Source organism: Streptococcus sp. FDAARGOS_256 (assembly GCF_002289235.2).
In the GTDB taxonomy this organism is placed as follows: Bacteria; Bacillota; Bacilli; order Lactobacillales; family Streptococcaceae; genus Streptococcus.
In genome coordinates this window covers 739,765-765,049 of the sequence record NZ_NTGM02000001.1, presented here as the reverse complement: position 1 = coordinate 765,049, position 25,285 = coordinate 739,765, and the positions used below count along the sequence as shown (strand labels likewise).

Below are 25,285 nucleotides of genomic sequence, written 5' to 3'. Positions count from 1 at the left end.
GAAGAGGAAGTAAAATGGAAAAATTAATTGCCTATAAACGGATGCCCTTGTGGAATAAACAAACCATGCCTGAAGCTGTTCAGCAAAAGCACAATACTAAAGTCGGCACTTGGGGAAAAATTACTGTGTTGAAAGGGGCTCTCAAGTTTATTGAGTTGACTGAAGATGGTGAGGTTCTAGCTGAACACCTCTTTGAGGCAGGGGCTGACAATCCCATGGCGCAACCGCAAGCCTGGCACCGAGTAGAGGCTGCAACAGACGATGTAGAGTGGTACTTGGAATTTTATTGTAAACCTGAGGATTATTTCCCTAAGAAATACCAGACTAATCCAGTCCATTCAGAGGTCCTAGAGGCTATGCAGACGGTGAAACCTGGAAGAGCCTTGGATTTGGGTTGTGGTCAGGGGCGTAACTCTCTCTTTCTCGCACAGAATGGTTTTGATGTGACAGCTGTGGATCAAAATGAATTGTCCCTTGAAATCTTGCAAAGCATTGTGGAACAAGAGGATCTAGACATGCCTGTCGGACTTTATGATATCAATTCTGCCAGTGTTAGCCAAGACTATGATTTTATCGTTTCAACAGTTGTTCTGATGTTCCTACAAGCGAACCGCATTCCAGCTATTATCCAAAATATGCAGGAGCACACCACGGTCGGTGGTTACAATCTTATCGTCTGTGCCATGGATACAGAGGATTATCCTTGCTCAATCAACTTCCCATTCACTTTTAAAGAAGGGGAGTTGGCGGACTACTACAAGGATTGGGAATTGATTAAGTACAATGAAAACCCAGGACATCTGCACCGTCGTGATGAAAATGGTAATCGCATTCAACTACGCTTTGCGACTATGCTAGCTAAAAAAATCAAGTAAATCAAACTTAACCCAGTGAATAGAAACCACTTTACAAGGTTTCTATTCATTTTTATTTGCGATGGTAGAGTGGGGAAGCAGGATTTTATGCTATACTAGAAGTAGGAAATGTGAGCAGTAGAGCTGTATTATTTTTCTCTCGGCTTGAGAAAGTGTAGATGATGGAGGTGGTCCAATGACGAGTCTTTTGGTGGAATTGTATGATCGGCATGTATTGGAAAAGAATGTCTACCAGGCCTTTATCAGTGATTGTGACGAGATTCTCTTCCTTTCTTTGACGAAAATAAGCAATAATGAAAAACTCTCTCTCCGTCAGTTCATCATGGAAGAGGTGCCTCATATCCAACGAGTGACCTTTCGTCAGTTATCCTTAGAACAACTAGCGGATCAGTTAGATTATTGCCTAGCATGCTATGACCAAGTCCTTCTCGATGTTTTTGGTGGGGATTCGCTACTAGCCTTATCTCTCTATCAATACGGCTTGGATCGCCACCTCCCCATCGTTGCCATGGATGTCGAGCGAGGAAAACAATACAAGTGGGTAGCCGGTCAGTTAGAAAAAGAAGATTTGGACATTCCAACCCTAAACATCCAACAGCTGATAGCCTTGCGTGGTGGAAAAATGCTCAAATCAAAACGCCCTATCCACTCAGTTAAGCAAATTGCAGCCATCAAAAAACTAGCCAGCTCTGCCATTGCCAACCCTGCCCACTGGTATCAGGTGACCCAATTTTTCTCTCTAGCTAAGACCAATGACCTGCATGCTGAGACCGAAAAGATACTGGAAAACAACGGCAAGTATTATCACTACCCAGAATCCCTTATCCCTTTACTTGTGGAAGCGGGGATGCTTTGTATGGAAAGCGAAGGCAAGAAACGAGTAGCATACAGCTTTCCAAGTCAAGAAGCTCAAGTCTTTTGCCGCAACAAGGGACATATTTTAGAGGTATATCTCTATCTCTTGGCACTTGAGTCTCAGCTGTTTGATGAGTGCATGATAGGTGGTGAGATTGATTGGAATGGCATCTTTCCAGAGGCAGACAATGTTCAAAATGAGATTGATGTCATTCTGAGAAAGGGAAGCTCGATTACCTTTATCTCCTGCAAGATGACAGATTTATCAGTCGAAGCCATCAATGAACTAGAAGTTTACGCTAATCATTTTGCTGGGGAGAGTTGCCTCAAGCTAATTGTCTGTACGGGGAAAATCAATCCTGTTTATGCCAATCGCTGCCAGGAATACGGCGTGCTGGTCATTAGAAGTGAGCAGATTTCCAATCTCATTCCCATGATAAAAAAATATTCTAAGAGACAAAAAAGATGAGAAATAATATCATGAAAGGCTGGAATTCCAGTCTTTTTTTCTTCTTTTTCGAATAGAAAAGAAAAGGAGGTAGACCATGTTTGTAGCTAGAGATGCCAAGGGGAATTTGGTGAATGCCCTCGAAAAAGATGTGACCAAGCAAGCCTATACTTGTCCAGCCTGTGGGGGCAGGCTACGATTACGCCAAGGACAGAGCATTCGAACGCATTTCGCTCATGAATCTTTAAGAGATTGTATAGCTACTTTTGAGAATGAAAGTCCAGAACACTTGGGCAACAAAGAGGCCCTTTATCATTGGGCCAAGAAGGACAATCAGGTCGCCTTAGAATATAGTTTGCCTGAGATTCAGCAGATAGCGGATGTTCTAGTCAATGAGAAACTAGCTCTGGAGATCCAGTGCAGTCCCTTGTCTCAAAAGCTTTTAGGCGATAGAAGTCAAGGCTACCGTAGCCAGGCCTATCAGGTTATCTGGCTACTGGGAGAAAAACTCTGGTTAAAAGAGCGATTAACACAACTGCAAAGGGGATTTCTCTATTTTAGCCAAAATATGGGTTTCTATGCTTGGGAACTGGATCTCAAAAAACAAGTTCTGAGACTCAAATATCTTTTGCATCAGGACCTACGTGGTAAGCTTTATTTTCAGGTCAAAGAATTTCCCTATGGTCAAGGAAATCTCTTGGAAATCTTACGATTTCCTTATCAAAAACAAAAACTGCCTCGTTTTGCAGTTGTGCAAGATACCACTATCTGTCACTATATTCGCCAGCAGTTGTACTACCAAACGCCTTACTGGATGAAGAAGCAAGAGGAGGCCTATCATCAAGGAGACAATCTATTAAACTATCAACTAGACGACTGGTATCCCCAGATCAGACCGATAGAATCGGGTGATTTTTTGCAGATTGAAACGGATCTGACTAGCTATTATAGAAATTTTCAGGCTTACTATCAAAAAAATCCGAAAAATAATCGCCAAAAGCTCTATCCACCAGCCTTTTATCACTTATATTTCTCAAAAAATGTGGTAAAATAGAAAGGATGGAGGAATCTTATGGTATTACAACGACATGAAATAAATGAAAAAGATACATGGGATCTTTCAACAATCTACCCAACAGACCAAGCTTGGGAAGAATCCTTGAAAGATTTAACTGAAAAAGTACAAACAGCATCTCAGTATGAGGGGCATCTCTTGGATAGCGCAGACAGTTTGCTTGAGATTACAGAATTTTCACTTGACTTGGAACGCCAAGTTGAAAAGCTTTATGTCTATGCACATATGAAAAATGACCAGGACACGCGTGAAGCCAAGTATCAAGAGTACTATGCCAAGGCAATGACCCTATACAGTCAGTTAGAACAAGCCTTTTCATTCTATGAACCTGAGTTTATGGAGATTAGCGAAGAGCAGTATGCGGCCTTCCTAGAAGCTCAACCAAAACTCCAAGTTTACAAGCACTTTTTTGACAAGCTCTTGCAAAAGAAAGACCATGTTCTTTCGCAACGTGAGGAAGAATTGCTTGCTGGAGCAGGAGAAATCTTTGGCTCTGCTAGTGAAACTTTCGCTATTTTGGACAATGCGGATATTAGCTTCCCATATGTCCTTGATGACGAAGGCAAGGAAGTGCAACTCTCACACGGTACTTACATCCGTTTGATGGAGTCTAAGAACCGTGAAGTGCGTCGTGGTGCCTATGAAGCCCTTTATGCGACATATGAGCAATTCCAACACACTTACGCTAAGACTTTGCAGACAAATGTTAAGGTGCAAAACTACCGAGCAAAAGTTCGCAACTATAAGAGTGCTCGCCATGCAGCTCTCGCAGCAAACTTTGTTCCAGAAAGTGTCTATGACAATCTAGTTGCAGCAGTTCGCAAGCATTTGCCGCTCTTGCATCGTTACCTAGAACTTCGTTCTAAAATCTTGGGTATTTCCGACCTCAAGATGTACGATGTCTACACACCGCTTTCGTCAGTAGATTATAGCTTTACCTACGAAGAAGCCTTGAAAAAGGCAGAAGAAGCTTTGGCAGTTTTAGGTGACGACTACTTGAGCCGTGTTAAACGTGCCTTCAGTGAGCGTTGGATTGATGTCTATGAAAACCAAGGCAAGCGTTCTGGTGCCTACTCTGGTGGTTCTTACGATACCAATGCCTTTATGCTTCTCAACTGGCAGGACAATCTAGATAATCTCTTTACTCTTGTCCATGAAACAGGTCACAGTATGCACTCTAGCTATACTCGTGAAACCCAACCTTATGTTTACGGAGATTATTCTATCTTCTTGGCTGAGATTGCCTCAACGACTAACGAAAATATCTTGACAGAGAAATTGTTGGAAGAAGTAGAAGACGATGCAACTCGCTTTGCTATTCTCAATAACTTCCTAGATGGTTTCCGTGGAACAGTTTTCCGTCAAACTCAATTCGCTGAGTTTGAACATGCCATCCACCAAGCAGACCAAAATGGAGAAGTCTTGACAAGTGATTTCCTCAATAAGCTCTACGCTGACTTGAACCAAGAGTACTATGGACTCAGCAAGGAAGACAATCCTCAGATCCAATACGAGTGGGCACGCATTCCTCACTTCTACTATAACTACTATGTTTATCAGTATTCAACTGGTTTTGCAGCTGCTTCAGCCTTGGCTGAGAAGATTGTCCACGGTAGTCAAGAAGACCGTGACCGCTATATCGACTACCTCAAGGCAGGTAAGTCTGACTATCCGCTCAATGTCATGAGAAAAGCTGGTGTTGATATGGAGAAGGAAGACTATCTTAACGATGCCTTTGCAGTCTTTGAACGTCGCTTGAACGAGTTTGAAGCTCTTGTTGAAAAATTGGGACTAGCTTAAGATGGTAGAGTCTTATAGTAAAAATGCCAATCACAATATGCGACGTCCCGTCGTTAAAGAAGAAATCGTAGAACTCATGCGGCAGCGTCAAAAGCAGGTGACAGGTTCTTTGAAAGAATTGGAGACCTTTGCTCGCAAGGAGAACATTCCCATCATTCCCCATGAAACAGTTGCCTACTTCCGTTTTCTTATGGAAACTATGCAACCTAAGAACATTTTGGAGATTGGAACGGCAATTGGCTTTTCTGCCCTCCTGATGGCGGAACATGCGCCAGATGCCAAGATTACAACGATTGATCGTAATCCAGAAATGATAGGCTTTGCCAAGGAAAACTTTGCCCAGTTTGACAGTCGTCAGCAAATCACTCTTTTAGAGGGAGATGCAGTCGATGTTTTATCCAGTTTGACAGAAACTTATGACTTTGTCTTTATGGATTCGGCCAAGTCCAAGTACATCGTCTTTCTGCCTGAAATCCTCAAGCACTTGGAAGTTGGTGGAGTAGTGGTCTTGGATGATATTTTCCAAGGAGGAGATGTTGCCAAGGACATCATGGAAGTCCGCCGAGGTCAACGCACCATTTACCGTGGTTTGCAAAGACTTTTCGACGCAACGTTGGACAATCCAGGTCTAACAGCAACTCTAGTTCCGCTTGGAGACGGCATTCTCATGTTACGAAAGAATCTAGCAGAAGTAGAGCTTCCTGAGAGCGAATGATTTTCAGAAAAATTTAAGAAATTATAGTAAAATAGATAAGGTAACACTTACCGTAAAAGGAGTAAAAATGAAGAAAAAACTTATGGCAGGAGCCATCACACTTTTATCAGTAGCAACACTTGCAGCTTGTTCAAACAGTTCTGAAGGAAAAGATTTGATCAGCATGAAGGGCGATGTGATTACAGAGCATCAATTCTTTGAAGAAGTAAAGAACAATCCAACTGCACAACAAGTCTTGCTCAATATGACCATCCAAAAAGTATTTGAACAACAATATGGATCAGAAGTAACGGATAAAGATGTGGATGATGCTGTTGCTGAAGAACAAAAGAAATACGGCGATAGCTACAACAGCGTGCTTCAACGTGCAGGTATGACACCTGAGACTCGTAAAGCTCAAATCCGCACTAGCAAATTGGTTGAATTAGCAGTTAAAAAGGCTGCTGAGAGTGAGTTGACAGACGAAGCCTACCAAAAAGCTTTTGAGTCTTACACACCAGATGTAACAGCTCAAATCATCCGTTTGGATAATGAAGACAAGGCAAAAGAAGTACTTGAGAAAGCTAAAGCAGAAGATGCAGATTTTGCTCAGTTGGCAAAAGACAACTCTAATGACGATAAAACAAAAGAAAATGGTGGAGAAATCACTTTTGACTCTGCTTCAACAGAACTTCCAGAACAAGTCAAGAAAGCAGCCTTTGCCTTGGATGTGAACGGGGTTTCTGATGTGATTACAGCTACTGGAACACAAGCCTATAGCAGTCAGTTCTACATCATCAAAGTAACGAAGAAAACAGAAAAATCTTCTAATATAGAGGATTACAAAGAAAAATTGAAGACTATCATCTTGACTCAAAAACAAAATGATTCAGCTTTTGTTCAAGGAGTAATTGGTAAAGAATTGCAAGCAGCAAACATCAAGGTTAAAGACCAAGCCTTCCAAAACATCTTCACCCAATACATCGGTGGTGGTGACTCAAGCTCAAGCAGCAGTTCTTCATCTAACTAAGTAAGCAAAAAACAAATCTCAAAAGAGATTTGTTTTTTTATACCTGATACTAGAAAATGAGTAAAATTCGAAGGATTAAAGGATAAGAGTTTTTTTCTTTCTGAAAAAGTGGTATAATAGCAATCAAAACTAGAAAATAAAACGGAATTGGGAACAGAAGCGTCTGTTCCTATTAGAGTGGTGAAATATGAAAATTAGTAAAAGGCACCTACTAAACTATTCCATTTTGATTCCTTATTTCCTTTTATCGATTTTGGGACTGATTGTGGTGTACTCGACAACGAGTGCAACCTTGATCGAAGAAGGGAAAAGCGCCTTTCAATTGGTGCGTAACCAGGGGATCTTCTGGATAGCTAGTTTGATTTTGATTGCCTTAATCTATAAATTAAAATTAGGTTTCCTAAGAAATGGGCGTCTCATCTTTATCGTAATGATTGTGGAGATGGTTCTTTTAGCTCTGGCGCGACTGGTCGGGACACCTGTCAATGGAGCATACGGATGGATTTCTGTAGGACCTGTAACGATTCAGCCTGCAGAGTACCTTAAGATTATCATCATCTGGTACCTGGCACATCGATTTTCAAAACAACAAGATGAGATTGCGGTTTATGACTTCCAGGTTTTGACACAGAATCAGTGGCTACCTCGAGCTTTTAACGACTGGCGTTTTGTTCTGCTAGTTCTGATTGGTAGCTTGGGAATTTTCCCAGACTTGGGAAATGCGACCATCTTGGTCTTGGTGGCGCTCATCATGTATACGGTTAGTGGGATCGCCTATCGTTGGTTCTCGACCATTTTGGCTCTCTTGGCAGGGAGCTCAATGTTAGTCTTGTCTGTCATTCGCTTTGTTGGGGTTGAAAAGTTCTCTCAAATTCCTGTATTTGGTTACGTTGCTAAACGTTTTAGTGCCTTCTTTAATCCCTTTAATGACTTGGCAGGTGCAGGACACCAGCTCGCAAATTCCTACTATGCAATGGTAAATGGTGGCTGGTTTGGACTGGGACTGGGGAATTCTATCGAGAAGCGTGGTTATCTGCCAGAAGCCCATACGGATTTTGTCTTTTCGATTGTCATCGAGGAGTTTGGATTCGTAGGAGCTAGTATGATTTTGGCTTTACTCTTCTTCTTGATTTTGCGAATCATCTTGGTTGGTATTCGAGCAAAGGATCCCTTTAACTCCATGGTTGCTATTGGTGTCGGAGGGATGATCCTTGTTCAGGTCTTTGTCAATATCGGTGGGATTTCAGGGTTGATTCCTTCTACAGGGGTAACCTTCCCCTTCCTTTCACAAGGTGGGAACAGTCTACTGGTATTATCCGTAGCCATCGCGCTTGTACTGAACATTGATGCCAGTGAAAAACGTGCCAAGCTTATCAGAGAATACGAGAATCAAACCGATGAAAGTCTGTAAGGATTGTATGGAAAGGAAAGTATATGTCTCTTCAAAAATTAGAAAACTATAGTAATAAAGCAGTCGTCCAAGAAGAAGTCTTGATTCTGACTGAGCTATTAGAAGATATCACAAAAAATATGCTGGCGCCAGAAACCTTTGAAAAGATTATCCAGTTGAAGGAATTATCAACTAGCGAGAATTATCAAGGGCTCAATGACCTAGTGACCAGTCTTTCGAATGAAGAAATGATTTACATTTCACGCTATTTCTCTATCCTTCCACTTTTGATTAATATCTCTGAGGATGTGGATTTGGCCTATGAAATCAATCACCAAAACAATGTGGACCAAGACTATCTAGGAAAACTATCTACAACGATTAAGATGGTAGCTGAAAAAGAAAATGCAGCCGAAATTTTAGAAAAGTTAAATGTCGTTCCTGTCTTGACCGCCCATCCAACGCAAGTACAACGCAAGAGTATGCTGGATTTGACCAACCATATCCATACGCTCTTGCGCAAGTACCGTGATGTCAAACTCGGCTTGATTAATAAAGAAAAATGGCACACAGATCTCCGTCGTTACATTGAAATTATCATGCAAACGGACATGATTCGTGAGAAGAAATTGAAAGTAACCAACGAAATCACCAACGTGATGGAGTACTACCAAAGTTCTTTCCTGAATGCTGTTCCACGTTTGACAGCTGAGTATAAAAAAATGGCAAAAGAACAAGGTATCGATCTCCAACATCCAAAACCGATTACCATGGGGATGTGGATCGGAGGAGACCGTGATGGAAATCCTTTCGTAACAGCGGAAACCCTCAATAAATCAGCCTTGACTCAGTGTGAAGTCATCATGAACTACTATGATGAAAAGATTTATAATCTTTATCGTGAATTTTCACTGTCAACCAGCATCGTGAATGTCAGCGACAAGGTTCGTGAGATGGCGCTGAAGTCACAAGATAACTCCATTTACCGTGAAAAAGAACTCTATCGTCGTGCTCTTTTTGACATTCAAGCTAAGATGCAGGCAACTAAGGCTTATCTCATTGAAGACAAGGAACTTCAGCCTAGATATGCCACTGCAGATGAATTTTATCAAGATTTGTTGGCCATTCGGGACTCTCTCCTTGAAAACAAAGGGGAATACCTGATTTCTGGAGAATTTGTCGAGTTGATGCAAGCTGTCGAAATCTTTGGCTTCTACCTTGCCTCTATTGACATGCGCCAGGATTCTAGCGTTCACGAAGCCTGTGTGGCTGAATTGTTAGCATCAGCTGGTATCAACGATCACTATAGCGATCTGTCTGAAGACGAAAAATGTAGCCTTCTCTTAAAAGAGTTGGAAGAAGATCCTCGTATCCTCTCAGCCACTCATGCTGAAAAGTCAGAACTTCTTGAGAAGGAACTGTCTATCTTTAAAGCTGCCCGCAAGTTGAAGGATAAACTGGGTGAAAATGTCATTCGTCAAACCATTATCTCACATGCAACCAGTGTATCAGATATGCTAGAGCTAGCAATCATGCTCAAGGAAGTAGGCTTGGTTGATTCCCAAAAAGCACGAGTTCAGATTGTTCCCCTCTTTGAAACGATTGAAGACTTGGATCACTCGGAAGAAACCATGAGAAGATATTTCTCTCTTCCTTTGGCTAAAAAATGGATTGCTTCAAAAGACAACTACCAAGAAATCATGCTTGGCTACTCTGATAGTAACAAGGATGGTGGTTACCTGTCCTCATGTTGGACTCTCTACAAGGCGCAACAACAACTAACTGCTATCGGTGATGAATTTGGCGTTAAGGTCACTTTCTTCCACGGTCGTGGTGGTACTGTGGGTCGTGGTGGTGGACCAACTTATGAAGCCATCACATCTCAACCGCTCAAGTCTATTAAGGACCGTATCCGTCTGACTGAGCAAGGAGAAGTCATTGGAAATAAATACGGAAACAAAGACGCTGCTTATTATAACCTTGAAATGTTGGTTTCTGCAGCCATTAACCGCATGATTACCAAGAAGAAGAGTGATATCAATACGTCAAATCGTTACGAAGCTATCATGGATCAAGTAGTGGACCGTAGTTATGATATCTACCGTGATTTGGTCTTTGGAAATGAACATTTCTATGACTATTTCTTTGAATCAAGTCCAATCAAAGCTATTTCAAGCTTCAATATCGGTTCGCGTCCAGCAGCTCGTAAGACCATCACTGAAATTGGTGGTTTGCGTGCCATTCCTTGGGTCTTCTCATGGTCACAAAGCCGTGTCATGTTTCCTGGATGGTATGGAGTAGGATCCAGCTTTAAAGAGTTTATAGATCAAGATCCAAAGAATATCGAGTTCCTTCGTGATATGTACCAAAACTGGCCTTTCTTCCAATCTTTGCTTTCCAATGTGGACATGGTCTTGTCTAAGTCTAATATGAATATTGCTTTTGAATATGCCAAGCTCTGTGAAGACGAAGAAGTACAAGCTATCTACTACACTATTTTAGATGAATGGCAGTTGACTAAGGACGTTATTTTAGCTATCGAAGGTTATGACGAACTCTTGGCAGAAAACTCTTACCTAAAAGACAGTCTAAACTATCGTATGCCTTACTTTAATATCCTTAACTACATCCAGTTGGAGTTGATCAAACGTCAACGTCGCGGAGAATTGTCGGCAGACGAAGAAAAACTGATCCATACAACTATCAACGGAATTGCAACTGGTTTGCGTAATTCAGGCTGATATTCTACAAACTTCCTCTTTTTTCAAGGGGAAGTTTTTGAATTGTTTAAAAAATTCTAAAAATAAGCTTGACAAGTAGTTGAAAAATGATATAATTTAAACATTCAGAAAGTAATCTTGCTCATTTTTTAGAGAGTCTGTGGTTGGTGAAAGCAGATAGATGAAAGTGATGAAATTGGGCTGAATGTACTTAAGAATTTGAAATCATAAAAATTCGGTGAGCACACCTTACAGTGCAACTCGTTATTGCGAGAAAGAGCGATAGGAATATTCCTATAATTGAGGTGGCACCGCGCATCGACGTCCTCACACAAGTTTTTTGTGTGAGGACTTTTTCTATGGGGAGGAAAGATATTGGAATTTAAACGATGGCATCGCTTGATGATGTGATTTAAAAAGTTAAGGTAAAAGAATTAAGGAGAAAGAAAAATGAAAAATAAACGTTTGATTGGAATTGTCGCTGGATTAGCAGTATTGGTGGTGGCTAGCTTGATTTATTCATCAATGAACAAACCAGCAGCTAAGGAAGAGCAAAAGGTCGCTAAGGTTGGTGTCCTTCAATTTGTTAGTCACCCATCCTTGGACTTGATTTACCAAGGAATTCAAGATGGACTAGCTGAAGAAGGCTATAAGGACGACCAGGTAAAAATCGACTTTATGAACTCTGAAGGCGATCAGAGCAAGGTTGCAACCATGAGTAAACAATTGGTTGCTAATGGAAACGATGTTGTTGTTGGGATCGCAACACCAGCTGCTCAAGGACTTGCTAGTGCTACAAAAGACCTACCTGTTATCATGGCTGCTATTACAGACCCAATCGGTGCTAACTTGGTCAAAGATTTGAAAAAACCAGGTGGCAACATCACAGGGGTGTCAGACCATAACCCAGCTGAACAGCAAGTAGAGTTGATTAAAACCCTCACACCAAATGTCAAAACGATCGGAGCTCTCTACTCAAGCAGTGAAGATAACTCAAAATCACAAGTTGAAGAATTCAAGGCTTATGCTGAAAAAGCAGGTTTGACAGTCGAAACATTTGCCGTTCCATCAACCAATGAAATTGCTTCAACAGTCAATGTTATGACCAGCAAGGTCGATGCGATTTGGGTTCCAATTGATAACACCATCGCATCCGCATTTTCAACAGTTGTTTCAAGCAACCAAACAGCTAAAAAGCCAATCTATCCAAGTGCCACTGCCATGGTAGAAGCAGGTGGATTAGCATCTGTAGTAGTTGACCAACACGATCTTGGAGTGGCTACTGGTAAGATGATTGCCAAAGTATTGAAAGGTGAAAAACCAGCTGATACGCCAGTTAATGTCTTTTCAACTGGTAAGTCAGTGATTAACAAAAAACTAGCGCAGGAACTTGGTATCACCATTCCTGAGTCCGTTCTAAAAGAAGCAGGACAAGTGATTGAATAAAGATAAAGGAGGAGCTGGACACATCTCCTCCCATTTTTACTAAAGAAAGAAATGAGTGAAAGATTATGATAGTATCCATTATTTCACAGGGGATGGTCTGGGCGATTCTAGGTTTGGGAATCTTTATGACTTTTCGAATTTTGAATTTTCCAGATATGACTACTGAAGGTTCTTTTCCTCTAGGGGGAGCAGTAGCTGTAACCTTGATAACACAGGGAGTCAATCCATTCTTAGCGACCTTAGCTGCAGTAGGAGCGGGCTGTCTAGCTGGAATGGCGACGGGACTCTTATATACCAAAGGAAAAATCCCAACCCTCTTATCAGGGATTCTGGTCATGACTTCCTGCCATTCCATCATGCTCATGATTATGGGGCGTGCCAATCTGGGGCTTCTTGGAACTAAACAAATACAGGATGTCTTGCCTTTCGATTCAGATCTTAACCAACTCCTGACTGGATTAATCTTTGTAGCTCTTGTTATTGGCCTTATGCTCTTTTTCCTTGATACCAAACTAGGTCAGGCCTACATCGCTACAGGTGACAATCCCGATATGGCTCGTAGCTTTGGTATCAATACGGGTCGTATGGAACTTATGGGTTTGGTTCTCTCAAATGGGATTATCGCGCTTGCAGGAGCCTTAATTGCTCAACAAGAAGGATACGCGGATGTTTCTCGAGGAATTGGCGTGATTGTCGTAGGGCTTGCTAGCTTGATTATTGGTGAGGTTTTGTTCAAGAGTTTGACTTTGGCAGAGCGACTCATGACCATCGTTGTAGGGTCTATTGCTTATCAGTTCCTCGTTTGGGGAGTGATTGCTCTTGGGTTTAATACAAGTTATCTTCGTTTGTACAGCGCCTTGATTTTGGCAGTTTGCCTCATGATTCCAACCTTCAAAAGCAAATACCTGAAAGGAGTCAAGTTTAGCAGATGACAGCAATTGTAGAATTAAAAAATGCCACCAAAGTCATCACGAATGGCTTTGACGAGGAAAAAATCATTCTGAATGATGTTTCTCTTGAAATTTTTGAACATGATTTCATTACTATCCTAGGTGGAAATGGAGCAGGGAAGTCAACGCTTTTTAACACTATTGCAGGTACCTTGCCCTTAACAAGTGGAAGTATCCGTATCATGGGCGAGGATGTGACGCATTTTTCACCTGAAAAGCGGGCTAAGTACTTGTCTCGTGTTTTTCAGGATCCTAAGATGGGTACGGCTCCCCGTATGACGGTGGCGGAAAATCTCTTAATTGCCAAGTTTCGTGGTGAGAAGAGAGGACTCCTGCCTAGAAGGCTATCAAGTCATCGGGAAGAGTTTCAGGCTACCATTGAAAAAGTGGGAAATGGGCTTGAGAAACATCTAGATACTCCGATTGAGTTTCTATCAGGTGGTCAACGCCAGGCCTTGAGTCTCTTGATGGCAACCTTGAAGCGACCAGAGTTGCTCTTGTTGGATGAACACACAGCAGCTCTTGACCCAAAAACAAGTGTTGCCTTGATGGAGTTAACAGATGACTTTGTCAGCAAGGATCATCTAACAGCCTTGATGATTACCCACCATATGGAGGATGCACTGAAGTATGGAAATCGTCTGATAGTCATGAAGGAAGGTCGTATTATCCAAGACCTCAATAAAGAAGAAAAAGCTAAGATGAAAATCTCAGACTACTATCAATTATTTGAATAGGTGAGTTAAATAATCATCAAAAAATAGTGAAAATTAACTTAGAAACATGAAAGTGTTTCTGAGTTTTTTATCTCCTCTTTCTATCTGGAAAAATAAGGCAAAGAGAATTACGGAAAGCGTATGAAATGGTTTACTTTTTTTCAGAAATAAGCTATACTAGTTTACGTGAAACTATGATAAGATGGAGGTATTGTGTATGGTTGACAAGCAAGTCATTGAAGAAATCAAAAACAATGCCAACATTGTGGAAGTCATAGGTGATGTGATTTCTTTACAGAAGGCTGGACGGAACTATTTAGGGCTCTGTCCTTTTCATGGTGAAAAGACCCCCTCTTTCAACGTTGTGGAAGACAAGCAGTTTTATCACTGTTTTGGATGTGGGCGTTCAGGAGATGTCTTTAAGTTTATCGAAGAATACCAAGGCGTGTCCTTTATGGAAGCCGTTCAGCTCTTAGGAGAGCGCGTCGGTATTCAACTGGCTATGCCTGTCCAGTCTCGTCCTCAACAAGCTTCCCCCCATCAAGCTCTATATGATATGCATGAAGAAGCTGCACGCTTTTACCATGCCATCCTCATGACGACAAAGATGGGAGAAGAAGCAAGGGCTTATCTCTACAAACGCGGATTGACAGACGATGTTCTGAAGCACTTCCAGATTGGACTAGCTCCAGCAGAGAGAACCTATCTCTATCAACGTTTGGCTGACAAGTTTGAGGAAAAGGATTTATTGGATTCTGGCCTGTTTTACCTGTCAGATGGCAATCAGTTTTATGATACTTTTTTTGGACGGATCATCTTTCCTTTGACCAATGACAAGGGACAGGTCATTGCATTTTCAGGTCGTATCTGGCAAGAAACTGACAGTCAGACTGCCAAATATAAAAATAGTCGCTCGACTGCAATTTTTAACAAGAGTTACGAATTGTACCATTTGGACAAGGCAAAAAAGGGAACAGGTAAGATTACAGAGCTCTATCTGATGGAAGGCTTCATGGATGTGATCGCAGCCTACCGTGCTGGTATAGAAAATGCTGTAGCTTCCATGGGAACAGCCTTAAGCAAGGAGCATGTTGACCACCTCAAACGCTTTACCAAAAAAATTGTTCTCAGCTATGATGGCGACAAGGCAGGGCAGGCAGCAACAGCCAAGGCTCTAGAGGAGTTAAAAGACTTCTCAGTTGAGGTTGTTCGAGTACCTGATGCCATGGACCCAGATGAGTATTTGCAAAAGAATTCTGCTGAAGACCTGGCTTACCTTTTAACCAAGACTCGGATTAGTCCCATAGAGTTCTATATTCACCAACTCAAACCTGAGAATAGTGATAACTTGCAAGCGCAAATCGAATTCATTGAAAAGATTGCGCCCTTAATCGCCAAAGAAAAGTCTATCACTGCCCAGAATTCTTATATCCACATTCTGGCGGATAACCTACCTTCCTTTGATTATCAGCAAGTAGAACAGATTGTAAATGAAAGTCGGATTGTTCAAAGGCAGGAGAGAGTCAAGGAGCATCCTACGCCAGTAGTGATTAGTTTGCCTGTGACGCGGCAACTGACAGCAGTTATGAGAGCAGAGGCTCATCTCCTTTATAGGATGGCTGAGAATCCAGTTGTTTTAAATGACTACCGATTAAGAGAAGATTTTTTCTTTGATACCCCAGAATTTCAAATTCTTTACGAATTATTAAGTGTAGAGGGAGAAATCGGATCAGAGGAACTGTCTCATCAGACTCCTGAGGTTGAAAATGCCTGGTACCATGTTCTTGGTCTAGATTTGCCAGCTGAGATGTCGCCTCAAGAACTTTCTGAAGTCGAAGAAACTCGTAACCGTGCCCTCCTCAGCAAGGACAATTTAAGGATTAAAAAGAAAGTGCAGGAGGCTAGTCATGTAGGAGATACAGACACAGCCTTGGAAGAATTGCAACGATTGATTTCCCAAAAGAGAAGAATGGAGTAATAATGGCAACAAAACAAAAAGAAGTAACTACATTTGATGTGCAAGTAGCAGACTTTATCCGTAACCACAAAAAAACAGGAACAGCAACAGACGATGAAATCAACTCAAGTCTAGTTATTCCTTTTACTTTAGATGCAGACGGGATTGAAGACCTTTTGCAACGGATTCAGGATGCTGGAATTTCTATCACGGATAACGAAGGGAATCCAAGTGCACGTGTCCTTAGTACAGAAGAAGAGCCAGAACTCAGTGATGAGGATTTGATTGGCTCAACCTCTGCTAAGGTGAATGATCCTGTTCGTATGTATTTGAAGGAAATTGGGGTCGTTCCTCTCTTGACCAACGAAGAAGAAAAAGAATTGGCCCTAGCTGTTGAAGCTGGTGATATCGAAGCCAAACAGCGTCTTGCAGAAGCCAACCTTCGTTTGGTGGTTTCGATTGCTAAGCGATACGTAGGTCGTGGTATGCAGTTTCTTGATTTGATTCAAGAAGGAAACATGGGCTTGATGAAGGCCGTGGACAAGTTTGACTATTCAAAAGGTTTTAAGTTTTCTACTTACGCAACTTGGTGGATTCGTCAGGCAATCACTCGTGCTATCGCTGACCAAGCCCGCACCATTCGTATCCCTGTCCACATGGTAGAAACCATTAACAAGCTTGTCCGTGAACAGCGGAATCTCCTTCAAGAATTGGGTCAAGATCCAACTCCTGAACAAATCGCTGAGCGTATGGATATGACACCTGACAAGGTGCGTGAAATCTTGAAAATCGCTCAAGAACCAGTATCACTTGAAACACCGATTGGTGAAGAGGACGATAGCCATCTTGGGGACTTTATCGAAGACGAAGTTATTGAAAATCCAGTAGACTACACAACTCGTATCGTTTTGCGTGAGCAGTTGGATGAGGTTTTGGATACTCTCACAGACCGTGAAGAAAACGTTCTGCGCCTTCGTTTCGGGCTAGACGATGGGAAAATGCGTACCCTTGAAGATGTTGGTAAAGTCTTTAACGTGACTCGTGAGCGTATCCGTCAGATCGAGGCCAAGGCTTTGAGAAAACTACGTCAACCAAGTCGCAGCAAACCCCTTCGTGATTTTATTGAAGACTAAGAGTGAGGATGAACATGGCTTATACAGAAGAGCAAATTGGAACGATCAAAACACGCATATTAAATGCTTTGGAAGAAGTCATCGACCCTGAGTTGGGGATTGATATTGTCAACCTAGGTTTGATTTATGAAATTCGATTTGATGGTGAAACGGGTCACACTGAAATTGATATGACCTTGACAACTATGGGCTGCCCATTGGCTGATCTTTTGACAGACCAGATACACGATGCGATGACAGATGTGCCTGAGGTAACTAATACCGAAGTTAAATTAGTCTGGTATCCAGCTTGGACAGTTGAAAAAATGAGCCGATACGCACGTATCGCCCTAGGAATTAAATAAAGACTAAGAAAAATGTGAGAGACGATTGGAAAATAAGGTAATTTTATCCTTTTTCCTTTGGTCTCTTCTTTCTTTTGCTGATTTTCTGGAAATAAAATGGTATAATGAAAGGTATGGAAAACGAAAAATTGCGTATTAATATGCTAAGTTCAAGTGAAAAAGTAGCTGGTCAAGGAGTGTCAGGAGCTTATCGAGAATTGGTTAGCCTCCTTCACCGTGATGCCAAAGACCAGTTGATTGTTACAGAGAATCTTCCTGTAGAGGCGGATGTAACTCACTTTCATACCATTGATTTCCCCTATTATTTATCTACTTTCCAAAAGAAACGCTCTGGGAGAAAAATTGGCTATGTGCATTTTTTGCCTGATACGCTTGAGGGGAGTTTGAAGATTCCATTTTTCCTAAAAGGAATTGTCAAACGCTATGTTTTTTCCTTTTACAACCGAATGGAACATTTGGTGGTGGTCAATCCCATGTTTATCGAGGATTTAGTGGCTGCTGGTATTCCGCGTGAAAAAGTAACTTATATTCCAAATTTTGTAAACAAAGAAAAATGGCATCCATTACCAGCTGAACAGGTTGCACAACTCCGGAAGGAAATGGATCTTGCGGAAGATCAGTTTGTCGTAATCGGTGCGGGTCAGGTTCAGAAACGTAAAGGAATTGATGATTTTATCCGTCTTGCTGAGGAATTGCCAGAAATTACCTTTATCTGGGCAGGTGGTTTTTCATTTGGTGGGATGACAGATGGTTATGAACGCTACAAGAAGATAATGGACAATCCACCCAAAAATCTTATTTTCCCTGGAATTGTGTCACCGGAACGGATGCGGGAGCTTTACGCTATGGCGGATCTATTCTTGCTACCAAGTTACAATGAATTATTCCCTATGACTATCTTAGAGGCCGCTAGTTGCGAGGCTCCTATTATGTTAAGAGATTTGGATTTGTATAAGGTTATTCTTGATGGGAATTATCGTGCTACAAGTGATGTTTCCGAGATGAGAGAAGCAATCCTAGAATACAAGAATGACCCTGAAGCCTTAAAAGACTTGAAAGAAAAAGCTCGCGAGATCTCCAAAGAGTACTCTGAGGAGCATTTGTTGGAAATCTGGTTAAAATTTTATCGAGAACAGGCTGCTTTGGGCAAAAAGTGAGGTAATTTATGCGAATTGGTTTATTTACAGATACCTATTTCCCTCAAGTTTCTGGGGTCGCGACTAGTATTCGGACCTTGAAGACGGAGCTTGAAAAGCAAGGACATGCAGTCTTTATCTTTACAACAACTGATAAAGACGTGAACCGATACGAGGATTGGCAGATTATTCGCATTCCGAGTGTCCCTTTCTTTGCGTTTAAGGATCGACGATTTGCCTACCGAGGTTTTACAAAGGCGCTTGAAATTGCCAAGCAGTATCAACTCGATATCATTCATACCCAGACAGAATTTTCGCTTGGTTTGTTAGGGATTTGGATTGCGAGAGAATTGAAAATTCCAGTTATTCATACCTACCATACTCAGTATGAAGACTATGTGCATTACATTGCTAAGGGCATGCTAATTCGTCCGAGTATGGTAAAATATTTGGTGCGTGGCTTCCTTCATGATGTAGATGGCGTGATTTGCCCTAGTGAGATTGTTCGTGACCTTTTATCGAAATACAAAGTCAAGGTTGAAAAGCGGGTCATCCCAACTGGAATTGAGCTAGCTAAGTTTGAACGACCTGAGATTAAAGAGGAAAACTTGCAAGAACTTCGTTCGAAGTTAGGTATTCAGGAAGACGAGAAAATGCTACTAAGCCTTTCGCGTATTTCTTACGAGAAGAATATCCAAGCAGTTCTAGATGCTTTTGCTGAAGTATTGAAAGAAGAAGATAAAGTAAAGCTGGTCGTTGCTGGAGATGGTCCTTATCTGGACAGTCTGAAAGAGCAAGCAGTGAAATTAAACCTGCAAAAACATGTGATTTTTACAGGGATGATTGCTCCAAGTGAGACAGCTTTATACTATAAGGCTGCAGATTTCTTCATCTCTGCCTCTACTAGTGAAACCCAAGGATTAACTTATCTAGAGAGTTTAGCCAGTGGAACGCCCGTCATTGCTCATGGCAATCCTTATCTTGATAACCTGATCAGTGACAAAATGTTTGGAACCCTCTACTATGGAGAACAGGAGTTAGCAGGGGCCGTCCTTGAAGCCTTAATCGCTACTCCGGATATGTCTGAACAAAAGTTGGCGGATAAGTTGTACGAAATTTCGGCTGAAAATTTTGGAAAACGAGTACATGAGTTTTACCTCGATGCCATTATCTCAAATAACTTTGAACATGAATTACATGATGGGAAACCTGTTAGTCAGCGCTTTTTGAAAACGATTTTATATCTACCCCAACAGGCTGTTACAAGCCCAGTAAAAGAGTCTAAGCGTATTTTGCGGGCTTCTCGGAAGCAATTATCCAGCATCAGAGATTATTGGAAAGATGAATTCAAATAATAGAATAAGAGGAAAATACTATGAAAAAATTAATGCGAAGTGGAAAAAATCAAATAATTGGTGGAGTCTGTGCAGGAGTTGCCCATTATTTTGATATTGACCCAACAATTGTTCGTGTTGTTTGGGGTGTTCTTGCATTTTGTTATGGAGCAGGAATCCTTGCTTACATCATTTTATGGGTGGTTGCACCAGTTTCGACAGACTATTAAACTAGAATTATAAAGTGAAAAGGAGAAGTTATGGCTTTTGGAGATAATGGAAAACGTAAAAAAACATTGTTTGAGAAAGTGACACTTGTTGTCGTGCTCATCATGTTGTTTGTAACCCTTGCTGGTATCTTTGCGACAGCGCTTGGAGCATTTAGCAGATTCTAAGCAAGCTGCGAGGATAGAAACAATAACTAATGACTGGGTTCTCCCCAGCCTTTTTAAAGTGAGAAGAAATATGAGTATGTTTTTAGATACAGCCAAGATTAAGGTCAAGGCTGGTAATGGTGGCGATGGCATGGTTGCCTTTCGCCGTGAAAAATATGTCCCGAATGGCGGTCCTTGGGGTGGTGATGGTGGACGTGGAGGTAACGTTGTTTTCGTAGTAGACGAGGGCTTGCGTACCTTGATGGATTTCCGCTATAACCGTCATTTCAAGGCTGATTCTGGTGAAAAAGGAATGACCAAAGGGATGCATGGACGTGGTGCAGAAGACCTTCGTGTTCGTGTGCCACAGGGAACTACTGTACGTGATGCAGAAACAGGTAAAGTCATTACAGACTTGATTGCACATGGTCAAGAATTTATCGTGGCTCATGGCGGTCGAGGTGGTCGTGGAAATATCCGTTTTGCAACACCAAAAAATCCTGCGCCTGAAATCTCTGAGAATGGAGAACCAGGTCAAGAACGTGAGTTGCAACTGGAATTGAAAATCTTGGCAGATGTTGGTCTAGTCGGTTTCCCATCTGTCGGCAAGTCAACTTTGCTCAGTGTCATTACTTCAGCTAAACCCAAAATCGGTGCTTACCACTTTACGACGATTGTCCCTAATTTGGGTATGGTTCGTACACAGTCAGGTGAATCTTTTGCAGTAGCTGACCTTCCAGGTTTGATTGAAGGGGCTAGTCAAGGTGTTGGCCTTGGAACCCAGTTTCTCCGTCATATCGAACGTACACGAGTTATCCTCCATGTCATCGATATGTCAGCTAGCGAAGGACGTGATCCTTACGAGGATTACCTTGCTATCAATAAAGAATTGGAATCCTACAACCTTCGTCTCATGGAACGTCCGCAGATCATCGTAGCCAACAAGATGGATATGCCTGAAAGTCAGGAAAATCTTAAAACTTTCAAGGAAAAGTTGGCAGCAAACTACGACGAGTTTGAGGAACTTCCAGCCATCTTCCCTATTTCTGGATTGACCAAGCAAGGTTTGTCAACTCTTTTGGATGCGACAGCTGAATTGTTAGACAAGACTCCAGAATTTCCAATCTATGATGAGTCTGATATGGAAGAAGAGGCGTACTACGGTTTTCACGAGGAAGAAAAAGCCTTTGAGATTAGTCGTGATGATGATGCGACATGGGTACTTTCTGGTGAAAAACTCATGAAACTCTTTAACATGACCAACTTTGACCGTGACGAATCAGTTATGAAATTTGCCCGCCAGCTTCGTGGTATGGGGGTTGATGAAGCCCTTCGTGCGCGTGGAGCCAAAGATGGTGATTTGGTCCGCATCGGTAAATTTGAGTTTGAATTTGTAGACTAGGAGATTGATATGGGAGATAAACCGATATCATTCCGAGATGCAGATGGAAATTTTGTTTCTGCAGCAGATGTATGGAATGAAAAGAAACTAGAAGAATTGTTTAATCGTCTCAACCCTAAACGTGCTCTTCGATTGGCGCGTACAAAGAAAGAAGAAACACAGTCAAAGAAATAAAAAATTCCCGTGATCTTTTGATCACGGGATTTGTTTTATTCACTAAAGAAAAATGGTGGCGCATATTTTTTAAGACTTTCAAAACAAGCTTGCGCTTTTGTAGCATCTTCACAGATAATCATGCAGACATCGTCTCCACAAAGGGTTGCAACGATATCAGGAAAGGCCAAGGAATCAATTACAGATCCAAACGATTGGGCTAAACCGGGTAAAGTTTTCAAAATAACTTGGTGTTGCACAGGACGCAACATAACAAGAGCGTCTTCCATATAATTTTCAAGACGTTTTTCCCACTTGGAGATAGAACCTGTATTCAGCACATAATAAGAATTATCTTCTTCGCGCACTTTTGAAAGGTTCATGGTTTTGATATCGCGTGATAAGGTAGCCTGAGTAACTTGGATATCATTTTCCGCTAATAAGGCTTGTAATTCAGCTTGAGTATGGATTTTGTTTTTTGAAACGAGGGCGCGGATAAGTTGGTGTCTGTGTTCTGATTTGTTCATAAAGTAAGTACTCCTTTTACAAGGTACAGTAGCGTGGACTGAACGCAAACGTCAGTCAGGTGGTAGGCGGTATTGTCACGTATGATGATGTCAAAGTCAGTAGGATAAAGAACTAGACGGAGAGAATCTCCTTCTTTTAACTTGTCACTAGTTTCGCGCAGATAAACTGGGTAGCAATCGGTTTATCTACATTGATGTTCTTTAATGACAGTGAATCATTCAATTTAGGTAGCATTTTGTCACGGCTTGTTGTGAATTTCCTATAAATGTCAATTCACAGAGATTTTCAACATGCTGTCTAGTAGCGTATATGAGAAATGGTGACACATGTTGGTTAGGGGTGTTAGTATCTTTTGTCCAAGTTCCATCTAGGAGCTTCTAAAAAATCTTATTTGAACTGAATTTGATACAAAGTTTATGTTTGATTCGACTGTTCAAGTGGAAAACTTTGATTATAGGAAGTTCAATGGTCAAATTCATCGACTTTTCCTTTGAATACTTCCATATTGAAAGTCTGGTACATTATACCTTTTGACAAGGTAGGATAAGACTAGACTGTGCTAAATCAACAGTCAACTGATAGTCTGTATTATCTCGAATTGTAATCTCAAAGTCTGTTGTGTAGAGAACCAAACGGAGAGTATCTCCTTCTTTAAGTTTGTAGATAGTTGGTTGAAGTTCTAGCTTGAAGTCCATCCATTCATTGGGTTGGATTTCTTCAATCGTCAAGAGATTGGTTCGATTTTGAAGATTAAGGTAACCTTTGGTGATGACACGTTGGGCACTTGGGTTGAATGGTAGTTCACAGAGATTTTCTAACATGTGGTAACGACCATTATCAATGGTTCTAGCACTTAAAACAGCTGGATAAGGCTGCAGATATTTCTTTTGTCCAAGTTCTAACAGTTGGGCTGATAATAAGCCCTTGTTCGTACTCGATTTGACACGAAGTTTCAGCTCCACTCGCCCATTTAAGTGAATGTCTTGACTTACTGGAAGGTCAATGGTGATCTGATTGACTTTTCCTTGATAAAGTTCAGTGTTGAAGGTCTGGTAAGTCTTACCATAACGATCAAAATCTTTTTGATCATAATGGTTTTGAATCACTTTTTCCTCATTACCAAGAGAGAAGGTATGCAGTTCATCCTGTTTGCCAAAGTCATCAAGACCTTGCCATCTTTGCGGTTCGGTATTGTCCTGCCAGATGACAGTCGGAAGTTGATAGCTTGAGTCAAGTCCTAACAATTTCTTACTTAACAAGGCATTCATGGACTCTCGGAAGTCAATCGACTGCCAGTTATTCATATAGACATGGGCACCATGATGGAAAAAGAGGTGCTTATTGATATGGTTAGGAAGGGCATGAAACATCTGGTAAACATGAAGAGGTTTGACATTCCAATCCTGGGAACCATGTGTAAAGACGACCTCAGCTTGAACCTTATGAGCATTGAGCAGATAGTTGCGGTCATGCCAAAACTGATTGTAGTCACCAGTATTGCGATTTAAATGTTCTTTTACCTTTTCTAAGTCTGCTTGATGAGCTTCATTGCCACGAATATAGTCACCAGCTTGGAGGTTGCGGGAGTAGGTCAATTCAGCAAGTGAGTCAAAATCCTCACCTGGGTATCCACCTGGGCTGGTCACCAGACCATTTTCCCGATAGTAGTTATACCAAGAGGAAATACCTGCTTCCGCAATGATCACTTCCAAGCCATCAACACCAGTGGTGGCGAGACCATTAGACATGGTGCCGAGATAGGAAATTCCTGTTGTTACGACTTTCCCGTTTGACCAGTCAGCCTTAACTTGACGTTTGCGCGTGTGGTCCGTGAAAGCACGACAACGACCATTGAGCCAATCAATGACATTTTTATAAGCTTCAATCTGCTGGTAGTCCCCATTGGTCATGAGACCTTGAGAATCTTTGGTTCCAACACCTGATACATAGAGATTGGCAAATCCACGTGGGAGGAAGTAGTCATTGAGTGTATATGAGCTATTGATATGAGATAGCTTTTCTTCAGCTTCTGAGACGACTTCTGCTTGACCATGAGGTTCGACTAAATTCAGCTTAGGTTCCTCAAGTTCAATGGTGTGGGGCGGTTTGACCTCAAGCTCTCCCTCCATTTTGTAGAGAGCCTTGTCACTGGCTTTATCGTTGGTCCCTTGGTGATAAGGGCTGGCAGTCATGACTGAAGGAATCTGTCCATCATAACGCGGGCGAATAATGCTGACCTTGACTAAGTCAGGGAGTCCGTCTTTATCAGTATCCACACGGCTCTCGACATACACGACTTCACGAATGACATCATGAGTAGAGAAGGTTGCCAAGCTCTTACCGTTAAAGTAGTGGTAGTGATTATCTTCTGAAATGAGTCCATCACTAACAAGTTGATCGATGAGCGTATTTCCTTTTTTCGTTCTCGTATTGAGTAACTGATAAAGATTTTCAATGAGATCTCCATAAACAATAGGAAAACCAGTTTCTTTACGAAACTGTTCGGCATCCTCAAAGTCAACAAGATAGCTAAATCCTAAAAGTTGAAAAACTACTGTGTAGAAAATCTCCGCAGTTAACTCACGGTCTGACTGGAAAAAAGTTACTAAATCTGTTTCTTTATCCGCAGCCAAAGTCGACAAGGCATAATCCGTGTTAGAATAAGTGAAAAAACTCCAACGAATGAAGTCTTCAAACTGTCTTTTTAAGGACAGTTGGGGTGACAGCTTTAGACCAAGACCTTCTAATTCCTCAAATCGTTGAGAACTAGTGGTTGGTTGGTAGCTGAATTGATTAAAACGCATGTTTCTCTCCTTTGAAAACAGACTGGATTTATTATATCAAAAAAGAGGGAAAAATGGAATAAATAAACTTAAATGAAATAAATTTCTTAAACCAGCATATCTATTTGGTAAGTTATTATAA

At 41.5% G+C, this 25,285-nt stretch carries 22 protein-coding genes and 1 other annotated feature; of the genes, 20 read left to right on the top strand and 2 right to left on the bottom strand.

The window, feature by feature from the left end; all coding sequences use genetic code 11:
- Positions 1-14 precede the first annotated feature (14 nt).
- From tehB to A6J84_RS03835, 20 genes are all read left to right on the top strand, one after another.
- On the top strand, positions 15-875 hold the full coding sequence (tehB, locus tag A6J84_RS03930) for an SAM-dependent methyltransferase TehB (RefSeq protein WP_000413062.1): 861 nt from the start codon (positions 15-17) through the stop codon (positions 873-875).
- Between the two features lie 175 nt (positions 876-1,050).
- Positions 1,051-2,199 carry a DUF1887 family protein gene (locus A6J84_RS03925; protein ID WP_095726076.1) on the top strand — a complete coding sequence of 383 codons (1,149 nt, stop codon included), beginning with the start codon at positions 1,051-1,053 and terminating at the stop codon, positions 2,197-2,199.
- Between the two features lie 76 nt (positions 2,200-2,275).
- Positions 2,276-3,232 carry a competence protein CoiA gene (locus A6J84_RS03920; protein WP_095726075.1) on the top strand — a complete coding sequence of 319 codons (957 nt, stop codon included), beginning with the start codon at positions 2,276-2,278 and terminating at the stop codon, positions 3,230-3,232.
- Positions 3,233-3,250: 18 nt separating this feature from the next.
- Complete coding sequence (gene pepF / locus A6J84_RS03915; RefSeq protein ID WP_095726074.1) at positions 3,251-5,053, top strand: oligoendopeptidase F; 1,803 nt, start codon at positions 3,251-3,253, stop codon at positions 5,051-5,053.
- Position 5,054: 1 nt separating this feature from the next.
- Positions 5,055-5,768, top strand: coding sequence for an O-methyltransferase (locus tag A6J84_RS03910; protein WP_000230412.1), 714 nt, complete (start codon positions 5,055-5,057; stop codon positions 5,766-5,768).
- Between the two features lie 67 nt (positions 5,769-5,835).
- The gene (gene prsA / locus A6J84_RS03905; protein WP_095726073.1) at positions 5,836-6,777 is read left to right on the top strand and encodes a peptidylprolyl isomerase PrsA; all 942 of its coding nucleotides are present in this window, start codon (positions 5,836-5,838) and stop codon (positions 6,775-6,777) included.
- Between the two features lie 187 nt (positions 6,778-6,964).
- Positions 6,965-8,188 (top strand): cell division peptidoglycan polymerase FtsW, encoded by a 1,224-nt coding sequence (ftsW, locus tag A6J84_RS03900; protein ID WP_000703343.1) that lies wholly within the window; start codon positions 6,965-6,967, stop codon positions 8,186-8,188.
- Between the two features lie 23 nt (positions 8,189-8,211).
- The gene (ppc, locus tag A6J84_RS03895; protein ID WP_000058167.1) at positions 8,212-10,908 is read left to right on the top strand and encodes a phosphoenolpyruvate carboxylase; all 2,697 of its coding nucleotides are present in this window, start codon (positions 8,212-8,214) and stop codon (positions 10,906-10,908) included.
- A 96-nt stretch (positions 10,909-11,004) separates the two neighbouring features.
- Positions 11,005-11,219 (top strand) — a binding site (T-box leader).
- A 118-nt stretch (positions 11,220-11,337) separates the two neighbouring features.
- Positions 11,338-12,333: a tryptophan ABC transporter substrate-binding protein gene (trpX, locus tag A6J84_RS03890; protein ID WP_049479003.1), complete on the top strand. Its 996-nt coding sequence runs from the start codon at positions 11,338-11,340 to the stop codon at positions 12,331-12,333.
- A 65-nt stretch (positions 12,334-12,398) separates the two neighbouring features.
- Positions 12,399-13,265, top strand: a complete 867-nt coding sequence (locus A6J84_RS03885) for an ABC transporter permease (RefSeq protein ID WP_038805101.1) — start codon at positions 12,399-12,401, stop codon at positions 13,263-13,265.
- Complete coding sequence (locus A6J84_RS03880) at positions 13,262-14,020, top strand: ABC transporter ATP-binding protein (protein WP_000125419.1); 759 nt, start codon at positions 13,262-13,264, stop codon at positions 14,018-14,020. Before A6J84_RS03885 ends, A6J84_RS03880 begins: the two co-directional genes overlap by 4 nt.
- A gap of 196 nt (positions 14,021-14,216) precedes the next feature.
- Entirely contained in the window at positions 14,217-15,977 is a 1,761-nt protein-coding gene (gene dnaG / locus A6J84_RS03875) for a DNA primase (protein WP_038805102.1), read from the top strand.
- A 2-nt stretch (positions 15,978-15,979) separates the two neighbouring features.
- Positions 15,980-17,089 (top strand): RNA polymerase sigma factor RpoD, encoded by a 1,110-nt coding sequence (gene rpoD, locus A6J84_RS03870; RefSeq protein WP_000201893.1) that lies wholly within the window; start codon positions 15,980-15,982, stop codon positions 17,087-17,089.
- Between the two features lie 14 nt (positions 17,090-17,103).
- The gene (locus A6J84_RS03865) at positions 17,104-17,433 is read left to right on the top strand and encodes a metal-sulfur cluster assembly factor (protein WP_049489434.1); all 330 of its coding nucleotides are present in this window, start codon (positions 17,104-17,106) and stop codon (positions 17,431-17,433) included.
- A gap of 113 nt (positions 17,434-17,546) precedes the next feature.
- Positions 17,547-18,590: a glycosyltransferase family 4 protein gene (locus A6J84_RS03860; RefSeq protein WP_025171818.1), complete on the top strand. Its 1,044-nt coding sequence runs from the start codon at positions 17,547-17,549 to the stop codon at positions 18,588-18,590.
- A gap of 8 nt (positions 18,591-18,598) precedes the next feature.
- The gene (locus tag A6J84_RS03855) at positions 18,599-19,924 is read left to right on the top strand and encodes a glycosyltransferase family 4 protein (RefSeq protein WP_095726072.1); all 1,326 of its coding nucleotides are present in this window, start codon (positions 18,599-18,601) and stop codon (positions 19,922-19,924) included.
- A 20-nt stretch (positions 19,925-19,944) separates the two neighbouring features.
- Positions 19,945-20,133: a PspC domain-containing protein gene (locus tag A6J84_RS03850; protein WP_000735791.1), complete on the top strand. Its 189-nt coding sequence runs from the start codon at positions 19,945-19,947 to the stop codon at positions 20,131-20,133.
- A gap of 30 nt (positions 20,134-20,163) precedes the next feature.
- Positions 20,164-20,298, top strand: coding sequence for a DUF4044 domain-containing protein (locus tag A6J84_RS03845; RefSeq protein ID WP_000863851.1), 135 nt, complete (start codon positions 20,164-20,166; stop codon positions 20,296-20,298).
- 70 nt (positions 20,299-20,368) lie between these two features.
- On the top strand, positions 20,369-21,679 hold the full coding sequence (gene obgE, locus A6J84_RS03840) for a GTPase ObgE (protein ID WP_009730069.1): 1,311 nt from the start codon (positions 20,369-20,371) through the stop codon (positions 21,677-21,679).
- A gap of 9 nt (positions 21,680-21,688) precedes the next feature.
- Positions 21,689-21,853: a hypothetical protein gene (locus A6J84_RS03835; protein WP_000502578.1), complete on the top strand. Its 165-nt coding sequence runs from the start codon at positions 21,689-21,691 to the stop codon at positions 21,851-21,853.
- Between the two features lie 35 nt (positions 21,854-21,888).
- Here the strand turns inward: A6J84_RS03835 and A6J84_RS03830 are convergent, their stop codons facing one another.
- On the bottom strand, positions 21,889-22,359 hold the full coding sequence (locus A6J84_RS03830; RefSeq protein WP_001043018.1) for an arginine repressor: 471 nt from the start codon (positions 22,357-22,359) through the stop codon (positions 21,889-21,891).
- 522 nt (positions 22,360-22,881) lie between these two features.
- On the bottom strand, positions 22,882-25,164 hold the full coding sequence (locus A6J84_RS03825; protein WP_095726071.1) for a Xaa-Pro dipeptidyl-peptidase: 2,283 nt from the start codon (positions 25,162-25,164) through the stop codon (positions 22,882-22,884).
- Positions 25,165-25,285 lie beyond the last annotated feature (121 nt).